This is a genomic window from Kitasatospora sp. DSM 101779 (assembly GCF_025655475.1).
GTDB lineage: Bacteria > Actinomycetota > Actinomycetes > Streptomycetales > Streptomycetaceae > Kitasatospora.
On sequence record NZ_JAHTIK010000001.1, the window covers coordinates 3,397,098 to 3,418,842 of the forward strand.

Consider the following 21,745-nt stretch of genomic DNA (forward strand, 5'->3'; position numbering starts at 1 on the left):
GGGCCGGCCCTGGTGGGCGCCGGCGTTCACGAGCCCCCCCGGTCCAGACCGCCGGCCGGGCCGGGATCGGCGCCGACCGGGACGGGCTCGGCGGAACCGCCGCGGCGGAGCCGGCCCGGCGCGACGCCCGGCGCACGGTGCTTCAGCGCGGCGCGCAGGTGCGAGCGGCCGCGGTGGATCCGGCTGCGGACCGTCCCGAGCTTGACGCCCAGGGTGGCCGCGATCTCCTCGTAGGAGAGGCCCTCGATGTCGCACAGCACCACGGCGGCGCGGAACTCGGGGGCGAGGGTGTCGAGCGCCTGCTGGACGTCGGCGTCGAAGTGGGTGTCGCTGAAGTGCTGGGCCGGGCTGGGCTCGCGGCTGGGGAGGCGCTCGGCGGCGTCCTCGGCGAGGGCGTCGAAGCGGATCCGCTGGCGGCGGCGCACCATGTCCAGGAAGAGGTTGGTGGTGATGCGGTGCAGCCAGCCCTCGAAGGTGCCGGGCGTGTAGGTGGAGAGCGAGCGGAAGACCCGGACGAAGACCTCCTGCGTGAGGTCCTCGGCGTCGTGCTGATTGCCCGTCAGCCGGTAGGCCAGGCGGTAGACCCGGGCGCTGTGCGCCTCGACGATCTCCTCCCAGGTCGGCGGCGTCCAGCTCTGCGCGTCGGGGCCCTCGGCGAACGTCGCCAGAGCGGCCGGCTCGGTCGCGGCCCCGGCCGCCTCGGTGGTCGCGTCCAGGGGGGAGTGCGCGGGCTGGTTCATCACGGGCTTCGGCGTACGGGCCGACGAGGTGCGGCGTGGATCGCGCTGCACAGGGACGTCGCCCTCGGCCACACCTCCTCGGTCGGCTCTTCTGCCCAGCAGGGCCACCACCATATCCACCTCGCCCGTCGGATCCGGATAAAGTGCACGACCCCCTCCGCCGCCGCCCTGCCGGGCCGCCGCGGACGGCGTCGTACGCACCCCGATCGCCAAGTCCTCTTCCCATCAACGGCCCGCCGCCGAACGCGGTTCCCGGTCGGCCAGTAATCTGTGGCTGAAAAATGTCGACATCGGGTCGGCATCAGGCGCTCCGGAGAGGCAGCCATCACCGAGTTCGGGCCCGAGCGGGCGGCTCTCGCCGACACCTACGTCGGCGAGGACGCGGTGCTGACCTACGCCCGGGCCCAGTCGGCGCGGGCCGGAATACGCGCGATCGGGCCGAGCGGCGGCGCCTTCCTGCGGCTGCTGGCGGCGGCGCTGGACGCCAAGTCGGTCGCCGAGATCGGCACCGGCACCGGCGTCTCGGGGGTCTACCTGCTGCGCGGGATGCGGCCGGACGGCGTGCTGACGACCGTGGACACCGAGCCGGTGCGCCAGCAGTGCGCGCGGGAGGCGTACCTGGCGGCCGGCTTCGCCCCCAACCGGGCGCGGTTCATCCCGGGCCGGGCGCTGGACGTGCTGCCGCGGCTCGCGGACGGCCAGTACGACCTGGTGTTCTGCGACGGCGACCCGGCCGAGTCCCGCGCCTACCTCGCAGAATCGTTGCGGCTGCTGCGGCCCGGCGGGATCGTCTGCTTCGAGGGGGTCTTCCAGGAGGGCCGACTGGCCGAGCCGGACCTCGACGACCCGCAGACCCACGCGGTGCGCGAGCTGGTCCGGGACGTTCGGGAGAGCGACCGGCTGCTGCCCGCGCTGCTGCCGGTCAGCGACGGCCTGCTCTGCGCCGTCAAGCGCTGACAGGGCGTCCGGCGGACGGCCGCGTCCCGCAGGACGCGCGGCGGGGTGTCCGGGCATGGCACAGGGCCCGGATTCTGGCTCGAATCCGGGCCCTGTCGGCATCTCCAGGAGATGAGGGGAGCACCCGCTGCGGTCAGCCGCAGGCCTTCTTCAGGGCCTCGCCCAGGGCATCCGCCTCATCGGGCGTCAGCTCCACCACCAGGCGACCGCCGCCCTCGAGCGGAACTCGCATGATGATGCCCCGCCCCTCTTTGGTGACCTCGAGCGGGCCGTCACCCGTCCGCGGCTTCATGGCCGCCATGCTCGTTCCCCTTCCTGCAACCGCTCAGCTACGTACCGGAGGTCCGTCCACCACCGGTATCGAACGCATTGATCGGAAGCCATTATCCCGCATCCCGCACCCCGATGACCAACATCACTCTCCGCGCAACCGTGCCCGCACCCGCCCAAACCGCACGATCACCTGCCCAAAGCCCCATTTCGCCGCCGCTCGGCACGACATTCGAAGGTGCGGTACCTCACACTCCCCAGCCGGCCCCGTGCTCCGTCATGCTGAGTCCGTGGCCGCGGCCACCGGCCGCGGCGCCGCCGTGCCACCCACCACGACCAGGGGAGCCCTCACCCGATGTCCGACTCCGTGCTGTACGAGCTCGACGGCGGCCTGGCCGTCATCACCATCAACCGTCCGGAGGCGATGAACGCCCTCGACGTGGCCACCAAGGTGGCGCTGCGGGACACCGTGGTGCAGGCGGCCGAGGACCCGGCGGTGCGGGCGGTGCTGCTCACCGGCGCGGGTGACAAGGCGTTCTGCGTCGGGCAGGACCTGAAGGAGCACCTGGGCCTGCTCAAGCGGGCGGACGAGACCGGCGAGGGCGCCCTGAGGACGGTCGCCGAGCACTACAACCCGCTGCTGCGGGCGCTCGCCGGGATGGCCAAGCCGACCGTGGCCGCGGTGAACGGGGTGGCCGCCGGTGCCGGCGCCGGGCTGGCCTTCGCCTGCGACTTCCGGATCGTCGCCGACACGGCCGGCTTCAACACCTCGTTCGTCGGCGTCGCGCTGACCGCCGACTCGGGCGTCTCCTGGACGCTGCCCCGGCTGGTCGGCCACGCCCGCGCCACCGAGCTGCTGATGCTCCCCCGCACGGTGAAGTCGCAGGAGGCGCTCGGACTGGGCCTGGCCACCAGGGTCGTGCCCACCGCCGAACTCGCCGCCACCGCACGGGCCTTCGCCGCGGAACTGGCGGTCGGCCCGACGGTGGCCTACGCCGCCGTCAAGGAGTCGCTGGCGTACGGCGCCTCGCACTCCTTCACCGAGCTGCTGGAGAAGGAGGACGAGCTGCAGACCCGGGCCGGCGAGAGCGAGGACCACCGGATCGCCGTCCGGGCCTTCGTCGCCAAGGAGAAGCCGGACTACGTCGGGCGCTGACCGGTGGCCGCCCCGCGCACGTGACAGTCCGCCAGGTGGTCGTCGACCAGGCCGCAGGCCTGCATCAGCGCGTAGGCGGTGGTCGGGCCGACGAAGCGGAAGCCTCGCTTCTTGAGCTCCTTGGCCAGCGCGGTGGACTCCGGCGTCACGGCCGGCACCTCGGCGAGCGTGCGGGGGGCCGGCCGGTCGGGGTCGGCGGCGAACCGCCAGACCAGCTCGTCCAGGCCGCCGTCCAGGTCGAGGGCGGCGCGGGCGTTGGCCACCGTCGCCTCGATCTTGGCCCGGTTGCGGATGATGCCGGTGTCCTGCAGCAGCCGCTCGGTGTCGGCCGGGCCGAACGCGGCGACCGCGGCGATGTCGAAGCCTGCGAACGCGGCCCTGAAGCCCTCCCGGCGGCGCAGGATGGTGATCCAGGACAGCCCGGACTGGAAGGCCTCCAGGCTGATCCGCTCGAACAGGGCGCCGTCGCCGTGCACCGGCCGCCCCCACTCGGTGTCGTGGTAGAGGCGGTAGTCGTCCGCGGACTCGCCCCAGCCGCAGCGCAGCAGCCCGTCCGGGCCGAGGACGGCGCCGGTCACGACTGCTCCGGGCCGTTCTTCTTGAACAGGTCGGTGCGCGGGTCCGCGGGCCGCTCCTCCGGGGCAGGCCCGTCCGCCGGCTGCTCGTCCGCCGAGGGCTCCGCCGTGGGCTGCTCGGCGGGCGCCGGCGCTGCCGCCGGCCCGACCACCGCGGCGAAGGCCTCCAGGCCCGGCAGCGGCTCGTCCTGCGGCTGCCCGGGCGCCAGCTCCACCGCGCCCCGGACGACCGCGGCGGCCTCCAGCTCGGCGATCCGCATGTCGCGCAGCGCGAGCTCGGCGCCGAGCCGGTCGAGCACGTTGTCGACCTCGTCCATGCGGTAGCCGCGCAGCGCCATCGGCAGCCGCAGCTCGTCCACGTCGTGCCGGCCGAGCGGCCGGTCCTGCGGCAGCCGGGCGGTGATCCGGTCGGGCAGCGCCTCCGGGAGCGTGCCGCCGCCACCGAGCGCCACCAGCGCCGCACCGCCGACCACCACGGCCATCGCCGCCACGATCACCCAGAACACGAGCCGCCTCCGTCAGTCACCGGCCCGTCTCCGGCAATGGTGGGATCATGGTCCCCGGACAGGCCGGGGCCCATCATTGCACCCGGGCGAGCTGTGGAGGAGATTCCGGTGGCACTGCGCCTTGGCCCGCGCGAGTTCGGCGAGGACGAGCTGGTGATCATGGCGATCGTCAACCGCACCCCGGACTCCTTCTTCGACCGTGGTGCGACCTTCGCCGACGATGCCGCGTTCACCGCCGCGGACCGCGCGATGGCCGAGGGCGCGGCGATCCTCGACATCGGCGGGGTGAAGGCCGGCCCCGGCGAGGAGGTCACCGTCGAGGAGGAGCTGCGCCGCACCGTGCCGTTCGTCGCCGAGCTGCGCAAGCGCCACCCGGACGCGGTGATCAGCGTGGACACCTGGCGGCACGAGGTCGGCGAGGCGGTCTGCGAGGTCGGCGCCGACCTGCTGAACGACGCCTGGGGCGGTGTCGACCCGAAGCTCGCCGAGGTGGCCGCCCGGTACGACGCCGGCCTGGTCTGCACCCACGCGGGCGGCGCCGAGCCGCGCACCCGGCCGCACCGGGTCGGCTACGCGGACGTGATGGCCGACATCCTGGAGGTCACCCTGGGCCTCGCGGAGCGGGCGGTGGAGCTCGGGGTGCGGCGGGACGCCGTGATCATCGACCCGGGCCACGACTTCGGCAAGAACACCCGGCACTCGCTGGAGGCCACCCGGCGGCTGCCGGAGATGACCTCAACCGGCTATCCGGTGCTCGTCTCGCTCTCCAACAAGGACTTCGTCGGGGAGACCCTCGACCGGCCGGTCAACGAGCGGCTGCTCGGCACCCTCGCCACCACCGCGGTCTCGGCCTGGCTGGGCGCGCAGGTGTACCGGGTGCACCAGGTCGCGGAGACCCGGCAGGTGCTCGACATGGTGGCCTCGATCCGCGGCACCCGGCCCCCGGCGGTGGCCCGCCGGGGGCTCGCGTAGCGCGGGTCCCGAGGGTGCCCGGGTGGTCGGCCCGGGGGCGCCCCGCTCGCGTCTCAGATCCGGTTGCCGTTCGGGCGGCGGGTCTCGGCGAGGATCTTGAGCACGTCGTCGACGTCGTCCACCACGTGGAAGAGGTCGAGGTCCTGGGGCGAGGCCTTGCCCTCGGCGATCAGGGTGTTCTTCAGCCAGTCGACCAGGCCGCCCCAGTAGGCGGTGCCGAAGAGGATCACCGGGAAGCGGGTGACCTTGCGGGTCTGGACGAGGGTGAGCGCCTCGAACAGCTCGTCCAGCGTGCCGAGGCCGCCGGGCAGCACCACGAAGCCCTGCGCGTACTTCACGAACATCGTCTTGCGGACGAAGAAGTAGCGGAAGTTCAGGCCCAGGTCGACGAACTCGTTGAGGCCCTGCTCGAAGGGCAGCTCGATGCCGAGCCCGACGGAGAGGCCGCCGGCCTCGGAGGCGCCGCGGTTGGCCGCCTCCATGGCGCCGGGGCCGCCGCCGGTGATGACGGCGTAGCCGGCCTCGGCCAGGGCCCGGCCGATCGCCACGCCGGTCGCGTACTCGGTGGAGTCGACCGGGGTCCGGGCGGAGCCGAAGACGCTGATGGCGGCCGGGAGTTCGGCGAGCGCGCCGAAGCCCTCGACGAACTCCGAGGTGATCCGCAGCACCCGCCAGGGGTCGGTGTGCAGCCAGTCGGTCGGGCCGGTGGTGTCCAGCAGACGCTGGTCGGTGGTGCTGGTGCCGACCTGGTCGCGGCGCAGCAGCACCGGGCCCTTCTGCTTCTCGGGCCAGGGCTTCTTGGGCGCGGGCGCGTCGACTTCTTCGGGACCGTGCCCGTAGTGCTTTACGTCTCCAGTGCCTGTCATGACGAAACCCTACGCCCGCCGTCCACCGAAATCGGCGAACGGCGGGTGGCGGCAGGGTGGACGTCAGGCGCCGGTCAGCCAGGCCGCGAGGCGCCGTTCGACCTCGGCGATCGCGCTCAGCGAGCAGTGCTCGTCGCGCTTGTGGGCGAGGTTGGGGTCGCCCGGCCCGTAGTTGACGGCGGGCACGCCGAGGGCGCTGAACCGGGCGACGTCCGTCCAGCCGAACTTGGCCCGGGCCTCGCCGCCGACCGCGGCGAGGAAGGCCCGCGCGGCGGGCCGGTCGAGGCCGGGCAGCGCGCCGGGGGCGGTGTCGGTGACGCGGAGCTCGTATCCCGCGAAGACCTCGCGGACGTGGTCGGCCGCCTGCTGCTCGCTGCGGTCGGGCGCGTAGCGGAAGTTGACCTGCACGGTGCACTCGTCGGGGATCACGTTGCCCGCGACGCCGCCGTCGATCCGGGTGGCGTTGAGGCCCTCGCGGTACTCCAGGCCGTCGATCAGCACCCGTCGCGGCTCGTACTCGGCGAGCCGGCGCAGCACCTCGACGGCCTTGTGGATGGCGTTGTCGCCGAGCCAGCTGCGGGCCGAGTGGGCGCGGGTGCCGGTGAGCACGATCTCGGCGCGCAGGGTGCCCTGGCAGCCGCCCTCGACGACGGCGCCGCTGGGCTCCATGAGCACCGCGAAGTCGGCGGCCAGCCAGTCGGGGTGTTCCTGGGCGAGGTGGCCGAGGCCGTTGCGGGAGGCCTCGATCTCCTCGCAGTCGTAGAAGACGAAGGTGAGGTCGTGGTTCGGCTCGGTGAGGGTGGCGGCGAGCCGCAGCTGCACGGCGACGCCGGACTTCATGTCGGAGGTGCCGCAGCCGTACAGCAGGTCGCCCTCGACCCGGGAGGGGAGGTTGTCGGCGATCGGCACGGTGTCCAGGTGGCCGGCGAGCAGCACCCGTTCGGCGCGGCCGAGGTTCGTCCGGGCGACGACGTTGTTGCCGTGTCGGTCGACCGTCAGGTGGGGCAGTGCCCGCAGCGCGTTCTCGACGGCGTCGGCGAGGGCCTGCTCGTCGCCGCTGACGGACGGGAAGTCGACCAGCTGCGCGGTCAGCGCACCGCCGTCGAGGGACAGGTCGAGGGGCGTGTTCGGGCTGCTCATGGTGGTTCAGCGTATCGGTGCCGCGGCTCGCGGCGGCGGGCGGCGCAACCGTCGGGCGCCGGTCGGCCGTCGGAGTGGGTACGGTGTGCGCACAGCGAGCGAGAGGGGCACTGGTGGCCGAAATGGCGGAGGGTGGGGCGGACGGCTCCACGGCGTCGGGACGGCGCCGCCGACGGCCTCGGCTGCTGCGCCGGCTGTTGATCGGCCTGGTGGCCGTGGCGCTGGTGGCCGGCCTGGTGCTGTACCTCAACCGGGACCGGCTGATCGTGCCGCCGGAAGGCTGCAAGATCACCACGGCGGCGGGCAGCGGGACGCTGGACCTGGCGCAGGCCGCCAATGCCTCGACGATCGCCGCGGTGGCGATGTCCCGCGGCCTGCCGGAGCGGGCGGTGACGATTGCGCTGGCCACCGCCATGCAGGAGTCCAAGATCCACAACCTGGAGGGCGGCGACCGCGACTCGGTCGGCCTCTTCCAGCAGCGGCCGTCCCAGGGCTGGGGCACCGCGGAGCAGATCAAGGACCCGGTGTACGCCACCAACAAGTTCCTGGACGGCCTGGTGAAGGTGCCCGGCTACGCCCGGATGCCGCTGACCGACGCTGCGCAGCAGGTGCAGAAGAGCGGCTTCCCGCAGGCGTACGCCAAGCACGAGTCCAACGCGATGCTGGTGACCTCGGCGCTGACCGGCCGCGAGCCCGCCGCGCTGAACTGCGTGGTGCACGACCTCGCCGAGCCGGTCGCCGTGGCCGCCTCCGCCTCCTCCTCCGGTTCGCCGTCGGCCTCGGCCTCGCCGTCGGGCGGGCCGCGCCCCGCGGACGTCGGCGAGAAGGTCCGCCGCGAGTTCGGACGGGTGGTGGCGGTGTCCGACGCGCCGAAGGCGCCCAAGGACTCGCGGGCGGTGCTGGCACTGACCCCGCAGGCCTCGGCCTCGACCGACTCCGGTGCGGAGGGGCGGCGGCAGTCCGGCTGGGCGGTGGCCCAGTGGGCGGTGGCGCACGCGCAGGAGCTCGGCATCGGCGAGGTGTCCTTCGACGGACGGCTGTGGCGCTTCGACCGGCCCACCGGGGGCTGGCAGACGAAGGACGGGGCCGGGGGGACGGACCGGGTGCTGGTCACCCTCGGGGCACCGTGAGCACGGTGACGGTACGTTGACGAACCCGTGAGCGGGTGTCGACCCGGCGGGTGACAGCGGTCAACCGCGGTGGACCTCCCTCGGCCCTGCCGCGGGCTGCGGCGCTGGGCCGCTCGGAGTACCGCCGGCACCGGTCCCGACAAGGGGAGTGACGGTTCTTCACTCACCCCTGCGGGGGAGGCGGCGCCGGGCGCGCCGCAAAGAGGATCGTCCGATCTTTGCCCGCCCTTTACCTTGGGCGGGCGAAACCTTCCCGCCTCCTGAGCGGTATTCACGTCGTCCGCCCGGCGGACGGCCATGTCCTCTCGTCTTAGGAGCACCATGTCTCACCCCCTCACGCGCCGGATCGCCCAGGCCGCACTGCTCGTCGCGGCCGGCGCGACGCCCCTGCTCGCGGCCGGCTCCGCCTCGGCCGCCGACCTGGTGCCGCAGGGGACCGACCTGGGATCCGGCCTCACCCAGCTCGACTCCCCCTCCGGCACCGTGCAGGGCACCGCCCACGAGCTCGGCGAGTCCGCGGGTGCCACCGGCGCCGCCACGGTCGCCACCGGCGTCCCGGCCGCGAGCGACGCCGCGGGCCACACCGTCGCCTCCGCGCTGCCGGACGCCGACAAGGCCCTCGGCCCGGTGGGCAACACCGCCGGCAAGACCACCGCCGCTACCGGTGCGCTCACCACCGTGGCCGGCCGGGTCGCCCCCGCGCTGGTCGACCGCGCCGGCCCGGCGGTCGCCGAGAAGGTGCTGCCCGCGGTGCCCGGCACCCGCAGCGCGCGCGCCGGCGGCCCGCTCGGCACCGTCACCGGCGCGCTGCCCACCAGCGGCCTGCCCACCGGCACCCTGACCAGCGCCCTGCCCACCGGCGGCATCCCGCAGGCGCTGCCCGGCGCGGACACCCTCGGCACCCTGACCGGCTCCCCGGCCGCGGCCAACCGCCTGGGCGGCGTGCCCTCGCTCGGCTCCAACCCGACCGACCTGCTGGGCGGCGTCCTCGGCGGCACCCCGCTCGGCGGCCTGCTCGGCGGCATCGGCGGCTGACCGCACCGCACGCCGAAGGGCCGGCCCCGAGCGGGGGCCGGCCCTTCGTCCGTCGGTCGCCGGCGTCAGCCGCCGAGCCGGGCCACCGCGGCGCGGACCCGCTCGTCGGTGGCGGTGAACGCCACCCGCACGTGCTGCGCGCCGGCCGGCCCGTAGAAGTCGCCGGGCGCCACCAGGATGCCCAGCTCCGCGAGCTCCGCCACCGTCTCCCAGCACGGCCGGCCCTGGGTCGCCCACAGGTAGAGGCTGGCCTCCGAGTGCTCGATGGTGAAGCCGTACGCCTCCAGGGCGCCGCGCAGCGCCGTGCGCCGGGCGGCGTAGCGGGCCCGCTGCTCGGCCACGTGCGCGTCGTCCGCGAGCGCCGCGACGGTCGCCGCCTGCACCGGGGCGGGCACGATCATGCCGCCGTGCTTGCGGACCTCCAGCAGCTCGGCGACGACGACCTCGTCGCCGGCGACGAAGGAGGCCCGGTAGCCGGCCAGGTTGGACCGCTTGGAGAGCGAGTGGACGGCCAGCAGGCCCTCGTGGGAGCCGCCGCAGACGTCCGGGCGGAGCACCGACACCGGCTCGGCCTCCCAGCCGAGCTCCAGGTAGCACTCGTCGCTGACCAGCAGCACGCCGTGCTCGCGGGCCCAGGCGACCGCGCGGCGCAGCTCGTCCGCGGTGAGCACCCGGCCGGTCGGGTTGGACGGCGAGTTCAGCCAGAGCAGCCGCACCCGGGACCCGTCGAGCTCGTCGACGTCCTCGTACGCGACCGGCTCGGCGCCGCACAGCCGGGCGCCCACCTCGTACGTCGGATACGCCAGGCGCGGGTAGGCGACCTGGTCGCCCGGGCCGAGGCCGAGCTGGCCCGGCAGCCAGGCCACCAGTTCCTTGGAGCCGACGGTCGGCAGGACGGCCCTCGGGCCGATCTCGGCGCCGCAGCGGCGGTTCAGCCAGCCGGCGACGGCCTCGCGCAGCTCCAGCGGGCCCCAGACGGTCGGATAGCCGGGGGTGTCCGTACTGGCGGCCAGCGCCTTCTGGATCACCTCGGGCACCGGGTCGACCGGGGTGCCCACGGAGAAGTCGCACAGCCCGTCCGGGTGCGCGAGGGCGGTCCGCTTGTACGGCTCCAGCCGGTCCCACGGGAAGACCGGAAGCAGCTCGGAAACGCGGCGCGCCGCCCCCGGGTGGCCCGGGAACGGCGCGCGCGCGGTGTGATGGGTGCTCACGACTCAGTTGTCACCGATCAGTGTCGTCAGTGGTCGGCGTTCTGCGGCGGCAGGGCCGCGATGAACGGGTGGTCCTTCTCGATCAGGCCGAGCTTCGAGGCACCACCGGGCGAACCGAGGTCGTCGAAGAACTCGACGTTCGCCTTGTAGTAGTCCTTCCACTCCTCGGGAGTGTCGTCCTCGTAGAAGATCGCCTCGACCGGGCAGACCGGCTCGCAGGCGCCGCAGTCGACACACTCATCCGGGTGGATGTAGAGGGAACGCTCGCCCTCGTAGATGCAGTCAACCGGGCACTCTTCGATGCACGCCTTGTCCTTGACGTCGACACAAGGCTGCGCGATGACGTAGGTCACGCTGTCGTTCCTCCTCGGAAGGGCTGGCGGCCCAAACTGTTTGCTTGCGTGCGCGGGTGAGCGCGGCGTCGTCGATGCCCGCCCCTAGTATCGCGGGTCGGAGACCGCAAATGCACAGGAGGTGCCCTCGATGGCGGACAGAGCCCCCGCGACCGGCCGTCCGGAGGTCCGTCTGAACCCCTCTGACGTGGGACGACGGGTGTCCGTACGGCGCATCGCGGAGCTGGTCGACGGGCGGCCCGTGTTCCGCGATGTGATCGGGGTGCTCGCATCCTGGGACGAGAACGGCCTCGCGGTGGTGCCCCGCAGCGGCGAGCCGGTGGTCTTCCCCGAGGAGCTGCTGGTCGCGGGCAAGCCGGTGCCGCCCTTCCCGGCCCGCCGGGCGCCGCAGCCGGCCGCCGACCCCGTCGAGCTGCAGCGGACGGCCGCCCGCGGCTGGCCCGCCGTCGAGCAGGAGCGGCTCGGCGCCTGGGTGCTGCGCGCCTCCGCCGGATTCACCCGGCGGGCCAACTCCGTCCAGGCCCTCGGTGACCCCGGACGGCCGCTCGCGCAGGCCCTGGACGAGGTCCGCACCTGGTACGCGGCCCGTTCGCTACCGGCGTACGTCGAGGTGCTCGAACCCGGCTCGCCCGGCGACCTCGCCGCCGAACTCGCCCGGCTCGGCGCCGGACAGGCCGAGACGCTCTTCCGCACCGCGCCGCTCGCCCCGCTCGCCCGGGCCGCCGCCGGGTCGCACGACCGGATCCGGCTGTCCCGGACGGCCGACGCCCGCTGGATGTCCCGCTACCGCCGGGTGAGTGCCGACACCGCGGTGGAGCGCGCCGCCGCCGAGGTGCTGCACGGCGGGCCCTCGGTCTGGTTCGCGACCGTCCCCGACCCGGACGGCGGCGCCCCGCTGGCGATCGGCCGGGCCGCCGTCGACGGCCCGTGGGCCGGCTTCTCCGCGATCGAGGTCGACCCGTCGGCCCGCCGCTCGGGGCTCGGCACCGCGGTCATGGCGGTGCTCGCCGCCCGCGCCGCCGAGGAGGGGGCGACCGGTGCATACCTGCAGGTGGAGGCGGAGAACGCGGGCGCGATCGCCCTCTACGACCGGCTGGGCTTCACCACAAGTCACACTTACCACTACGCCCGCCTCCCCGAGCGGTAGCGTTCACCCCGCCACCTCTGTACCGACGAAGGCTGCTGTGACCGAGCAGAGCAGATCCCGCTTCCGCGCCGAGGCCCGGGCCGAACGCCCCGATCCCGTGCTGCTGTGCCTGCTCGCGGCCGCCGAGCACACCTTCGGCGCGCCCGGGGACCCTGCGCCGCCGCCCACCCTGGACGAGCTGCTGACGGCCTGTGGGGCCGCACTGGACCGGCACGCCGCCGCCGTCCGCCGGGCCGTCGCCGAACGGCGGCCCGCAGGGCCGGAGGAGACCGCGGCGCTGCTCGCCGCCGTGCTCGGCGGCCGCGAGCGGTTCCACGGCCGCAAGGCGGACTACCGGCGGGTGGAGTCCTCGCTGCTGCCCGAGGTGCTGCGGCGCCGGCGCGGCCTGCCGATCACGCTCTCGCTGGTGTGGATGGGGGTGGCCGCCCGGGCCGGCCTCGTCGTGCACGGCATCGCGCTGCCCGGCCACTTCATCGTCGCGGTGGCCGGCCCGTCCGGCGGCAACGACTACGTGCTCGCCGACCCCTTCCACGGCGGCCGGCTGCTCGACCTGGAGGACGCGGCGCAGCTGGTGACCGCCGCCGGGCACGAGTTCGGCCCCGAACTCCTCACCCCTGCACAGCCGTTGGACATCGTGCTGCGGGTGCTCGGCAACATCCGCGCCTGGGCCGCGGACCGCCCCGAGCACGCCCGCACCCAGCTGTGGGCCACCGAGCTCGCCCTGCTGCTCCCCCGCCACCCGGCCCAGTTGCGCCTGGAGCGTGCCGAACTCCTCGTCCGCACCGGTGACTTCCTCGCCGGGGCGCGCGAGATGGAGGAGTACGCGCGGATCCTGGACGCCTTCGACCCGGAGGCGGCGGCGAAGGCCCGGCAGGACGCCCGGGCGGCCCGGCACCGGCTCAACTGAACCGGGACGCCCGGCTCCTGTGCCGGCGGGCGGTCACAGCCAGCCCTTCTCCTTCGCGACCCGCACCGCCTCCGCCCGGTTGCGGGCACCGGTCTTCTGGATCGCCATCGACAGGTAGTTGCGGACGGTGCCCTCGGACAGGTGCAGCCGCCGGGCGATGTCGGCGTTGACCGAACCGTCGGCCGCGGCCGCCAGCACGTCCAGCTCCCGCCCGGTCAGCGGGTTGGCGCCCTCGGCGAGCGCGGCGGCGGCCAGCGTCGGGTCGATCACCCGCTCGCCGCGCAGCACTCGGCGGATCGCCTCGGCCAGTTCGGCCGCCGGCGCGTCCTTGACCAGGAAGGCGTCCGCCCCGGACTCCATCGCCCGGCGCAGGTAGCCCGGCCGGCCGAAGGTGGTGGCGATCACCACCTTGGTGCCGGGACGGCGCCTGCGCAGCTCCCCGGCCGCCTCGATGCCGGTCATCCCCGGCATCTCGATGTCCAGCACGGCCACCTCCACGTCGTGGGCGACGGCCGCGTCGACGACCTCGTCCCCCCGTCCGACCTGGGCGACCACGTCGATGTCCCCTTCGAGTCCCAGCAGGGCGGCGAGGGCCTCCCGCACCATCCCCTGGTCCTCGGCCAGCAGCACGCGAATCATTCGCGCACACTATCGGTCGCCGCGGCCGCCGGGACGGCCCTCAGCGGCACGTGGGCGCGCAGCCGGAAGCCGCGGCCGTGCGGGCCGGGGCCGGTCTCCAGCCGGCCGTCCACCAGGGCGAGGCGTTCGCCGAGGCCGGACAGCCCGTTGCCGGGCGCGGACTTGCCGGGGCCGCGACCGTTGTCGGTGACCTCCAGCACGGCGTAGCGCCGGCCGTCGTCCTCCCAGGTCTCGTCCACCGCGACGGTACAGACGGTGGCGTCGGTGCCGTGCCGGACGATGTTGGTGACCGCCTCACGCAGCGCCCAGGCGAGCGCGCCGGCCTCCTCGCCGTCCAGGCCGGGCCGGGCGTCGGTGAGGCCGGGGGCGGCCTCCAGGGTGATCCGCGCGGTGGTGAGCGCGGTGCGGGCGGCGGCCAGCTCGACCGGCAGGGTGGGCCGGCGGAACCCGCTGACCGCCTCCCGGACGTCGACCAGCGACTGCCGGGCGACGCTCTCGATGTCGGCGACCTGGCTGCGGGCCTGCTCCTGCTTGCCGGCGTCCATGAAGCGTCCGGCGAGCTCGCTCTTGATGGTGATCAGCGAGAGCGAGTGGCCGAGCAGGTCGTGCAGGTCGCGGGCGAGCCGCAGCCGTTCCTCGGACGCCGCCAGGTGGGCCACCGCGGCCCGGGCCTCGCGCAGCTCCTGCATGGTGGAGATCAGCCGCTGCAGGCCGGTCATGGCGAGGCCGGAGAGGAGGCAGGGCACGACGATGGCGACCAGGGTGTCCCGGTCGGCCTGCACCAGCAGGCCGACCAGCAGGGAGGTCGCGGTGGCCGCGCCGACCCCGGCCACGCTGTACCGGGTCGGCACCACCACCGCGATGCAGACCGAGGCGTAGGTGAACAGGGTCAGCCAGGCCTCGCCCAGCACGAAGGGGGTGACGAGGGCCAGCACGACCATCACCGCGACCAGCGCGTAGTGCCCGCGCCAGGTGCCCGGCCGGATCGAGCGGAAGGCCACCAGCGACAGGTAGCAGGCCAGGTAGACGCCGAGCGCCGCCCAGCCGAACACCGTCGCCGCGGTGCCGTGGTGGCCGTCCACCAGGTCCTTCACCGGATAGACCAGGTAGATCGCCCACAGCGACATCCAGCAGAGCTTCACCAGCAGCTGCCGGCGGCTCTCCACCTTCGCGCCGGGGATGTTCCGGAAGGAGGTGCCGGACTCCGCCGGCCCCGTGTGCGTGTCCTGGTCGATCATGCCGGCCATCATGCCGCCCGGGTGTCCCGGCGGTACAGGACGGCCGCCGCCGCGACGAACAGGGCCAGGAATCCGGCCATGCCGGCCACCGCGACGGTGTCCAGGCCCTGGCCGGGCTGCACGAAGGCGGCCAGCCGGTTGTACAGGTAGACCGGGTCGAAGCGGGCGAAGGCCACCAGTGAGTCGCCGACCGGGAACCAGGTGCCGCCGAACAACGCCATCAGCATGTAGACGATCATCACGATCGGCTGCACCGCGTCGGGCGCCGCCGCGTAGCCGAGCGCCACGCCCAGCGCGGCGAAGACGAAGCTGCCGAGCCAGAGCACCGCCGCAAGGCCCAGCCAGCGGCCGGCCGACAGCTGCACGCCCTCGACCGCTCCGATCGCGAAGACCACCAGGATCGCCGGCAGCGTGGTCACCGCGCAGGCGGCGATCTTGCCGACCGTGTAGGCCCGCCCGGGCAGCGCTGTCAGCCGCAGCTGTCGCACCCAGCCGCTGCGCCGCTCCAGCGAGATCCGCTGCGCCGAGCCGGTCAGCACCGCGCCGACCGCGCCGAAGGTGGCCATCGACACCATGAAGTACGACTTCGCCGGGACGCCGCCGGCCACGTCGCCGCCGCTGTAGGCGCTGATGAAGAAGACGTACAGCAGGGCCGGGTAGAGCACCGTGAACATCAGGTACCGCTTGTTGCGCAGGGTGCGCAGGATCTCCAGCCGGATCAGGGTGGTCATCGCACGGTCTCCTTCACGGGCGCCGCGGCCGCCTCGTCGGCGGCGGCCCGCCCGGTGATGGTCAGGAAGGCCTGTTCCAGGCCGAGGCCGGTGACCTCCAGGCCGCGCGGGTACAGCCCGGCGCGGTAGAGGGCGGCGACGCAGGCGTCCGCGTCGGTGGCACGGATCCGCACGGTGCGCACCCCGCCGGCCCGGCCGCCGACCTCCAGGCCGGCGACGCCGGGCAGGGCGCGCAGCAGGGCCTCGTCGGCCTCGCCGTCGCCGGGGTGCAGTTCGAAGCCGACCCGGCGGGCGCCGGCCCGGGCCTTGATCTCGGCGGAGGTGCCGTCGGCGATCAGCCGGCCCTTGTGCAGCACCAGCACCCGGTCGGCGACCGAGTCCGCTTCCTCCAGGTAGTGGGTGGCGAAGAGCACGGTGCGCCCGGCCGCGGCCTGGGCCCGCATGGCGGCCCAGAAGGCCTGCCGGACGGAGACGTCCATGCCGGTGGTGGGCTCGTCGAGGACGATCAGGTCGTTGGCGCCGGCCACCGCGAGGGCGAAGCGGACGCGCTGCTGCTGGCCGCCGGAGAGCCTGTCGACCCGGCGGTGGGCGATCTCGGTGATGCCGGCCTCGGCGAGGACCGCGTCGACCGCGCGCCCGCGGGGGTGGATGCTGCAGGCGAGGGCCACCAGTTCGCGGACCCTGACCTCGGTCATCAGGCCGCCGCTCTGCAGCATGGCGCCGACCCGGCCGGCCTCGATCGCGGTCCGCGGCGGCCCGCCGAACAGCTCGACGCTGCCGGTGTCCGGTTCCCGCAGGCCCAGCAGCAGGTCGAGGCTGCTGGACTTGCCCGCGCCGTTCGGCCCGAGCAGCGCGACCGTCTCGCCCGGCCGCAGGACGAGGTCCAGCCCGTCCACCGCCGTGACGCGGCCGTAGCGCTTGCCGACGTTCCGGAAGGCCGCGACCTCCCCCGTGCCCGTACCCATCGCCCGCCGTCCCTCCGACGCCCTTTTCGCTGACTCCACCAGGCTCGCGCGGAGTGGGGGGCGGGCGGCAGTGCGGGTCGTCGTGTCCTCGGCATGACGGATGTCATGCCGAGGACACGCGTGCGGGTCAGAGCCCGAGCGAGCGCTTCAGGAAGTCGACCTGGAGCAGCAGCAGGTTCTCCGCGACCTGCTCCTGCGGGGTCATGTGGGTGACCCCGGAGAGCGGCAGCACGGTGTGCGGCCGGCCGGCGGCGAGCAGCGCGGAGGACAGCCGCAGGGTGTGCGCGGCGACGACGTTGTCGTCGGCCAACCCGTGCACGATCATCAGCGGCCGCTCCAGCTTGGACGCGTCCGCGGTCAGCGAGTTGGCGCCGTACACCTCGGGGTGCTGCCCGGGGTCGCCGAGGTAGCGCTCGGTGTAGTGGGTGTCGTAGAGCCGCCAGTCGGTGACGGGCGCGCCGGCGACGGCGGCGTGGAAGACGTCCGGGCGGCGCAGCACGGCGAGTGCGGCGAGGTAGCCGCCGTAGGACCAGCCGCGGATCGCGACCCGGCCGAGGTCGAGCGGGAACTCCTCGGCCAGCGCGTGCAGGGCGTGCACCTGGTCGTCGAGGGTGACGCCGGCGAAGTCGTGCCGGACGGCCTTCTCCCAGGCGGGGCTGCGGCCGGGGGTGCCGCGGCCGTCGGCGACCACCACGGCGAAGCCCTGGTCGGCGAACCACTGGGAGGTCAGGTGCGGGTTGTGCGCCTGCACGACGCGCTGGCCGTGCGGTCCGCCGTACGGGTCCATGAGGACGGGCAGCGGGCCGTCCCGCTCGGGGTCGTGGCCGGCCGGCAGCAGGACGGCGGCGGGGATCCGCCGGGTGCCGGCGAAGCGGAAGACGGGACGGGCGGTGAGCAGCGGCGTCTCGGCGTACGAGGCGACGGTGGCGACGGTGGCGCCGTCCCGCAGCACCTGGACGAGGGTGCCGGGCCGGTCCGGGGAGGCGGTGGAGAGCACGGTGGTGCCACCGGCGTGGACGGCGGCCGCGGCGCCGTCGCCGTCCGGCCCGAACGGGGCGACACCGTCCGCGCAGGCCCGGAAGAGGCCCGTCCAGCCGGGCGGGCGGCCGCTGCCGGAAACACCCTCGGAGGCGGTGAACAGCACCTCGTCGTCGCTCACCGCGAACACCGAACGGACGTGCAGCGAGTCGTCGGTGACGGCCTGTTCGCCGATCAGCAGGGCGCGGGCGCCGCCAGCGTCGGAGATCCGCACCAGCCGGCCGTCCGGGGTCCGGGCGGGGACGCCGTCGAAGAGCTCCAGCCAGGCGTCGTCCTGCTCCTCGACGAGCGGCGCGGTGCTGCCGTCCGCGGTGTCGACGGTGCGGATCTGCTGGCTGCGCTGGTCGCGGGCCTGGACGAGCAGCAGCGGGGCGCCGCCGGCCGACCAGTGCACCCGGGCCAGGTACGGGAAGGCCTCGCGGTCCCACACCACCTCGGTGCGGGTGCCGTCCAGGTCGACGAGCCAGAGCCCGACCTCGGCGTTCGGGGTGCCGGCGGCCGGGTACGCGATCTCGGCGGGCGCGGCGGCCGGGTTGGCCGGGTCGGCGATCCACCAGCGCCGGACGGGGGCGTCGTCGACCCGGGCGACGAGCAGTCGGCGGCTGTCGGGCGACCACCAGAAGCCGCGGTCGCGGCCCATCTCCTCCTGGGCGGCGAACTCGGCCTGGCCCCAGGAGACCGTGTCGGCCTCGGGCTCGGCGAGGGCCCGGTCGCCGCCGCCGTCGGTGCGGGTGACGCGCAGCGCGCCGGCGGTGGTGGCGTAGGCGACGTGGCTGCCGTCGGGAGCCGGCCGCGGGTCCAGCAGCGGGCCCTCGGCCGGCAGTTCGCGTGCGGTGCCGGCGGCGAGGTCGGCGGCGAAGAGCCGGCCGGAGAGCGCGAACGCGGCGAGCGCGCCGGCGGCGTCGAGGGCGTAGCCGACGATGCCGGCGGAGCCCTCGCGGCTGCGCTCGCGGCGGGCCTTCTCGGCGGCCGAGAGGTGTTCCTCGCCGCCGCCGAGCAGGGCGGCCGGGTCGGCGGCGACCCGCTCCTCGCCGGTGGCGGGGTCGAGGGTCCAGAGGCTGTTGGCGCGGTCCCGGCCGGAGCCGGAGCGCAGGAAGACGACCCGGCTGCCGTCGGGTGCGACGGCGAAGGAGCGGGGGGCGCCGACGGTGTAGCGCAGGGTCCGCGCGTACTGCCGGGGGAAGGTGTCCGCAGGGTTCTCGGTGGTCATGGCACCCGACCCTACGGCCTGCCCGTGCCGGTGATCACTCGTTCGGAGCAGCCCCGGGCAACGGCCCCCGAGGGGCCCACGGCCCGTGTCCCACCGGCCGTTCGGCCGTCCGGAGCACCGTCGCGCCACGCTTCGCGACCTCACGGTACGTAATACCGGGGTCACCGATCGGGTATGTGTTGCTCATCGCGATACGGAGCCGGACCGTCCCGTTCCCTCCCGGTTCCGGATCGAGTGTCCGTCCCGCACGACCCGCCGCCCGCCCAGGGCGGCGCACCCGAGAAGGGGTGTGAGCCGTCATGGCTTTGTCCGTCTCCGCAGCCGTGCTGATGCTGGTCATCGTGGTGGTCCTGGTCCGCCGGTCCGGCCTGAAACTGGCGCACGCGATCATCTGCGCGCTCCTCGGCTTCTACCTCGCCTCCACCTCGATCGCACCGTCGATCCAGGAGGTCACCAGCAACGTGGCAGGGATGATCAATGGCCTGAAGCTCTGACGGATCGCCGGTCGCCGGTGCCGCGTCAGGCCACCCTCGCCCGCAGGCCGCGGCGGGGCGAAGGTTGCCGGACGCGGCACTAGGCTGGCGGCCATGACCGCAGCCTCCGACCACCCGCCCCGCCGCCTGCTCCTGGTGCACGCGCACCCCGACGACGAGTCGATCGGCAACGGAGCCACCATGGCGCGGTACGCCGCCGAGGGGGCCCTGGTCACGCTGGTGACCTGCACCCTCGGCGAGGGCGGCGAGGTGATCCCGCCCGAGTCGGCCCATCTGACGGCCGATCGGGACGACACCCTCGGCGAGCACCGGATCGGCGAGCTGTCCGCGGCGATGCGCGCGGTCGGCGTCGCCGACTTCCGCTTCCTCGGCGGCCCGGGGCGCTACCGCGACTCCGGGATGATGGGCGTCGCCGACAACGAGCGGCCGGACTGCTTCTGGCAGGCCGACGTGGACGAGGCCGCCGACCACCTGGTCGCGGTGGTCCGCGAGGTCCGGCCGCAGGTGCTGGTCACCTACGACGAGGACGGCGGCTACGGCCACCCCGACCACATCCAGGCGCACCGGGTGGCCCTGCGGGCGTACGAGCTGGCCGCGGACCCGGCCCACCGCCCGGAGCTGGGCGGGGCCTGGCGGATCGCCAAGGTGTACTACAACCGGATGCCGCGCTCGGTGATCGAGCGGGGGCTGAAGGAGACGGCCGACGCCGCGGTCTTCCCGGGCACCGCCTCGACGGGCGACGTGCCCGGCGTGGTGGACGACGCGGTGGTGACGACGGTGCTGGACGGGGCGGCGTACGCCGGGGCGAAGGCCGCCGCGATGCGGGCGCACGCCACCCAGATCACCGTGGCCGGGCCGTACTTCGCGCTCAGCAACGACCTGGGGCAGCCGCTGGTGGCCACCGAGTACTACCAGCTGGTGCACGGCGAGCCGGGCACGACGCTGCCGGAGACGGACCTCTTCGCCGGGGTGGCGCTGTGAAGGCGCTGCAGGTGCTGCTGGGCACCCGGTCGGCGCGCCTGGCCGAGGCGCTGCCGCCGCGCGGGTTCCGGGTGGCGGCCTACACGGTGCTGTTCTTCGTGGGGGCCGCGGTCTCGTTGTGCGGAGCGTTCGTGCAGGCTCTGTGGCCTCCGTTCGGCGTGCTGCTGGCGCTGGCCGCGACCGGCGGGGTCTTCTACGGCGGTCTGCGGCTGACGGGCACGAAGCTCGGCGCGGGCATCCCGCTGGCCGGCTGGTTCGCCGTGCTGATGGTGATGATGGCGCCGCGCCCCGAGGGCGATTTCGTCCTGGCGGCGGGTCTGACCTCGTACCTCTACCTCTTCGCGGGCGCGGTCGCGGGTGTGGTCTGCGCGACGCTGCCGACCCGGACGGCCCTCGGCCTCGGCACGGTCGGCGGCGATCGGCCACGGCCCGTCAAGGACCCGCACGCATAGCCCGATAGCGGAATTATCGGACATATCGGCTTCTTTCCGATCCGGGCCGCCGCCCGGCGCTTCCCAGTATGGTGGTGCCGGTGCGGGTGCCTCCGGTCCTATCGGCCCGGGGGACGACAGCCCCGGATGCCTCGGACGCAGGGCGGGAGGGTACCTTCAGCCCCAGTCGCGTGGCGGCGGCGCCGTCTCAGCCAACACGTGAACAAGCTGGTGTCGGAGGGTCCGTCCGGTCCGCAGCGCGGTGCCGCACCGCACGCGGGGGGACGTCCCACTACCCGCGGCCGCCGCCCGTCGGCGCGGCCGCGAACCCGGAGCAGAGCAGCATTGAGCAGCCGCGAATCTGACAGCGCGTACCCGTCGCCCCGCGGGGCCAACCCCGGCCGCCGCACCGCGGACGGGGCGGACGCCTACCCCTCCGGCACCCCGCCGTACGGCACCGGTCTGCCGGGCGCCGCGGCGTTCGCGCACGGCCGCAGCGACGACCCCTTCGGCACCGCGACCCAGGGCGCCGGCCTCGGCGGCCCGGAGGCCGCGGTCGACGACGTGCCCAGGACCGAGACCACCCTGACCACCCGGGTGCGGATCAACATCCCCGGCTCCCGGCCGATCCCGCCGGTCGTGGTGCGCAGCCCCGTCAAGAACGAGGAGCCCCCGGCCGGGCCGGGCGCGCCCCGGCAGCGCGCCGAGGCCGCCGGCTCGCCGGTCCTCGGGCTGGTGGACACCGGCACCACCGAGGTCCCGCCGAACCTGCCGCCGGAGTGGCAGGAGGGCGGCCCCCAGGGCACGCCGGCCGGCGGCCCCAGCGGCGGCGGCCAGGCCCGCCCCGACGGCGCGAGCGAGTCGGAGTCCACCGGCGCCTGGTTCCGCCCGCGGCAGAAGGGCCGTCAGGACACCGGGGCCGCCCCCGTCCTGGCCGGCACCCCGGGTGCGGCACCGCAGCCGGCGCCGCAGGCCTCCCAGGCCGCTGCGCAGGCCGCCCCGCAGACTGCTCCGCGGCCCGCCGCCGGTGCGCCCCGGCCGACCCCGCAGGGC

The 21,745-nt window shown here is 74.7% G+C and carries 23 protein-coding genes and 1 pseudogene; 11 read left to right on the forward strand and 13 right to left on the reverse strand.

Annotated features, from left to right (window positions below; genetic code table 11):
- Positions 1-26: 26 nt before the first annotated feature.
- On the reverse strand, positions 27-740 hold the full coding sequence (gene sigE, locus KSNIM_RS15425) for an RNA polymerase sigma factor SigE (RefSeq protein ID WP_411543867.1): 714 nt from the start codon (positions 738-740) through the stop codon (positions 27-29).
- Between the two features lie 270 nt (positions 741-1,010).
- On the opposite strand from sigE, the gene KSNIM_RS15430 reads away from it, so the two are divergent.
- Positions 1,011-1,697, forward strand: a complete 687-nt coding sequence (locus tag KSNIM_RS15430) for an O-methyltransferase (protein WP_411543718.1) — start codon at positions 1,011-1,013, stop codon at positions 1,695-1,697.
- A gap of 133 nt (positions 1,698-1,830) precedes the next feature.
- On the opposite strand, the gene KSNIM_RS15435 is transcribed toward KSNIM_RS15430, so the two are convergent.
- Positions 1,831-1,998 carry a DUF3117 domain-containing protein gene (locus tag KSNIM_RS15435; protein ID WP_014137929.1) on the reverse strand — a complete coding sequence of 56 codons (168 nt, stop codon included), beginning with the start codon at positions 1,996-1,998 and terminating at the stop codon, positions 1,831-1,833.
- 324 nt (positions 1,999-2,322) lie between these two features.
- Between KSNIM_RS15435 and KSNIM_RS15440 the strand changes: the two genes are divergently transcribed.
- Positions 2,323-3,123, forward strand: coding sequence for an enoyl-CoA hydratase-related protein (locus tag KSNIM_RS15440; protein WP_263103788.1), 801 nt, complete (start codon positions 2,323-2,325; stop codon positions 3,121-3,123).
- Here the strand turns inward: KSNIM_RS15440 and KSNIM_RS15445 are convergent.
- Together KSNIM_RS15445 and KSNIM_RS15450 are read right to left on the reverse strand one after the other, a co-directional pair.
- Positions 3,108-3,701: a DNA-3-methyladenine glycosylase I gene (locus KSNIM_RS15445; protein ID WP_317634022.1), complete on the reverse strand. Its 594-nt coding sequence runs from the start codon at positions 3,699-3,701 to the stop codon at positions 3,108-3,110. The two genes, KSNIM_RS15440 and KSNIM_RS15445, sit on opposite strands and share 16 nt — an antisense overlap.
- Complete coding sequence (locus tag KSNIM_RS15450) at positions 3,698-4,204, reverse strand: DivIVA domain-containing protein (RefSeq protein ID WP_263103789.1); 507 nt, start codon at positions 4,202-4,204, stop codon at positions 3,698-3,700. The genes KSNIM_RS15445 and KSNIM_RS15450 overlap by 4 nt, the downstream gene beginning before the upstream one ends.
- Before the next feature lie 159 nt (positions 4,205-4,363).
- Between KSNIM_RS15450 and folP the strand changes: the two genes are divergently transcribed.
- On the forward strand, positions 4,364-5,176 hold the full coding sequence (gene folP, locus KSNIM_RS15455) for a dihydropteroate synthase (RefSeq protein WP_263107975.1): 813 nt from the start codon (positions 4,364-4,366) through the stop codon (positions 5,174-5,176).
- A gap of 53 nt (positions 5,177-5,229) precedes the next feature.
- Here the strand turns inward: folP and KSNIM_RS15460 are convergent, their stop codons facing one another.
- Positions 5,230-6,042, reverse strand: coding sequence for a TIGR00730 family Rossman fold protein (locus tag KSNIM_RS15460; RefSeq protein ID WP_263103790.1), 813 nt, complete (start codon positions 6,040-6,042; stop codon positions 5,230-5,232).
- A 63-nt stretch (positions 6,043-6,105) separates the two neighbouring features.
- Positions 6,106-7,182: a succinyl-diaminopimelate desuccinylase gene (gene dapE, locus KSNIM_RS15465; protein WP_263103791.1), complete on the reverse strand. Its 1,077-nt coding sequence runs from the start codon at positions 7,180-7,182 to the stop codon at positions 6,106-6,108.
- 122 nt (positions 7,183-7,304) lie between these two features.
- Here dapE and KSNIM_RS15470 point away from each other — a divergent pair, with 122 nt between their 5' ends.
- Positions 7,305-8,312 carry a hypothetical protein gene (locus tag KSNIM_RS15470; RefSeq protein WP_263107976.1) on the forward strand — a complete coding sequence of 336 codons (1,008 nt, stop codon included), beginning with the start codon at positions 7,305-7,307 and terminating at the stop codon, positions 8,310-8,312.
- Positions 8,313-8,633: 321 nt separating this feature from the next.
- The gene (locus KSNIM_RS15475; protein WP_263103792.1) at positions 8,634-9,347 is read left to right on the forward strand and encodes a hypothetical protein; all 714 of its coding nucleotides are present in this window, start codon (positions 8,634-8,636) and stop codon (positions 9,345-9,347) included.
- 65 nt (positions 9,348-9,412) lie between these two features.
- On the opposite strand, the gene dapC is transcribed toward KSNIM_RS15475, so the two are convergent.
- Entirely contained in the window at positions 9,413-10,558 is a 1,146-nt protein-coding gene (gene dapC, locus KSNIM_RS15480) for a succinyldiaminopimelate transaminase (protein ID WP_317634023.1), read from the reverse strand.
- Between the two features lie 26 nt (positions 10,559-10,584).
- On the reverse strand, positions 10,585-10,911 hold the full coding sequence (fdxA, locus tag KSNIM_RS15485; RefSeq protein WP_030275917.1) for a ferredoxin: 327 nt from the start codon (positions 10,909-10,911) through the stop codon (positions 10,585-10,587).
- A 199-nt stretch (positions 10,912-11,110) separates the two neighbouring features.
- Between fdxA and KSNIM_RS15490 the strand changes: the two genes are divergently transcribed.
- A complete protein-coding gene (locus tag KSNIM_RS15490) occupies positions 11,111-12,058 on the forward strand; it encodes a GNAT family N-acetyltransferase (protein WP_317634024.1) in 948 nt (315 codons plus the stop codon).
- Between the two features lie 37 nt (positions 12,059-12,095).
- Positions 12,096-12,965 (forward strand): transglutaminase-like domain-containing protein, encoded by an 870-nt coding sequence (locus tag KSNIM_RS15495; RefSeq protein WP_263103794.1) that lies wholly within the window; start codon positions 12,096-12,098, stop codon positions 12,963-12,965.
- Between the two features lie 33 nt (positions 12,966-12,998).
- Here KSNIM_RS15495 and KSNIM_RS15500 read toward each other — a convergent pair whose 3' ends face one another.
- From KSNIM_RS15500 to KSNIM_RS15520, 5 genes are all read right to left on the reverse strand, one after another.
- Complete coding sequence (locus tag KSNIM_RS15500; protein WP_263103795.1) at positions 12,999-13,604, reverse strand: response regulator transcription factor; 606 nt, start codon at positions 13,602-13,604, stop codon at positions 12,999-13,001.
- Complete coding sequence (locus KSNIM_RS15505) at positions 13,601-14,842, reverse strand: sensor histidine kinase (RefSeq protein ID WP_263103796.1); 1,242 nt, start codon at positions 14,840-14,842, stop codon at positions 13,601-13,603. Before KSNIM_RS15505 ends, KSNIM_RS15500 begins: the two co-directional genes overlap by 4 nt.
- An 8-nt stretch (positions 14,843-14,850) precedes the next feature.
- The gene (locus KSNIM_RS15510) at positions 14,851-15,573 is read right to left on the reverse strand and encodes an ABC transporter permease (protein WP_263103797.1); all 723 of its coding nucleotides are present in this window, start codon (positions 15,571-15,573) and stop codon (positions 14,851-14,853) included.
- Complete coding sequence (locus KSNIM_RS15515) at positions 15,570-16,538, reverse strand: ABC transporter ATP-binding protein (protein ID WP_263103798.1); 969 nt, start codon at positions 16,536-16,538, stop codon at positions 15,570-15,572. Before KSNIM_RS15515 ends, KSNIM_RS15510 begins: the two co-directional genes overlap by 4 nt.
- 127 nt (positions 16,539-16,665) lie before the next feature.
- Positions 16,666-18,786, reverse strand: a complete 2,121-nt coding sequence (locus KSNIM_RS15520) for a S9 family peptidase (RefSeq protein WP_263103799.1) — start codon at positions 18,784-18,786, stop codon at positions 16,666-16,668.
- A gap of 299 nt (positions 18,787-19,085) precedes the next feature.
- On the opposite strand from KSNIM_RS15520, the gene KSNIM_RS15525 reads away from it, so the two are divergent.
- The 4 genes and pseudogenes from KSNIM_RS15525 to KSNIM_RS15540 all read left to right on the forward strand — a co-directional run.
- The gene (locus KSNIM_RS15525) at positions 19,086-19,280 is read left to right on the forward strand and encodes a DUF2304 family protein (RefSeq protein ID WP_030275935.1); all 195 of its coding nucleotides are present in this window, start codon (positions 19,086-19,088) and stop codon (positions 19,278-19,280) included.
- A 93-nt stretch (positions 19,281-19,373) separates the two neighbouring features.
- Positions 19,374-20,261 (forward strand): N-acetyl-1-D-myo-inositol-2-amino-2-deoxy-alpha-D-glucopyranoside deacetylase, encoded by an 888-nt coding sequence (gene mshB, locus KSNIM_RS15530; protein WP_411543719.1) that lies wholly within the window; start codon positions 19,374-19,376, stop codon positions 20,259-20,261.
- On the forward strand, positions 20,258-20,713 hold the full coding sequence (locus KSNIM_RS15535; protein WP_263103800.1) for a DUF6113 family protein: 456 nt from the start codon (positions 20,258-20,260) through the stop codon (positions 20,711-20,713). The genes mshB and KSNIM_RS15535 overlap by 4 nt, the downstream gene beginning before the upstream one ends.
- 324 nt (positions 20,714-21,037) lie before the next feature.
- Positions 21,038-21,745, forward strand: a pseudogene (locus KSNIM_RS15540) (hypothetical protein); the annotation flags it as partial.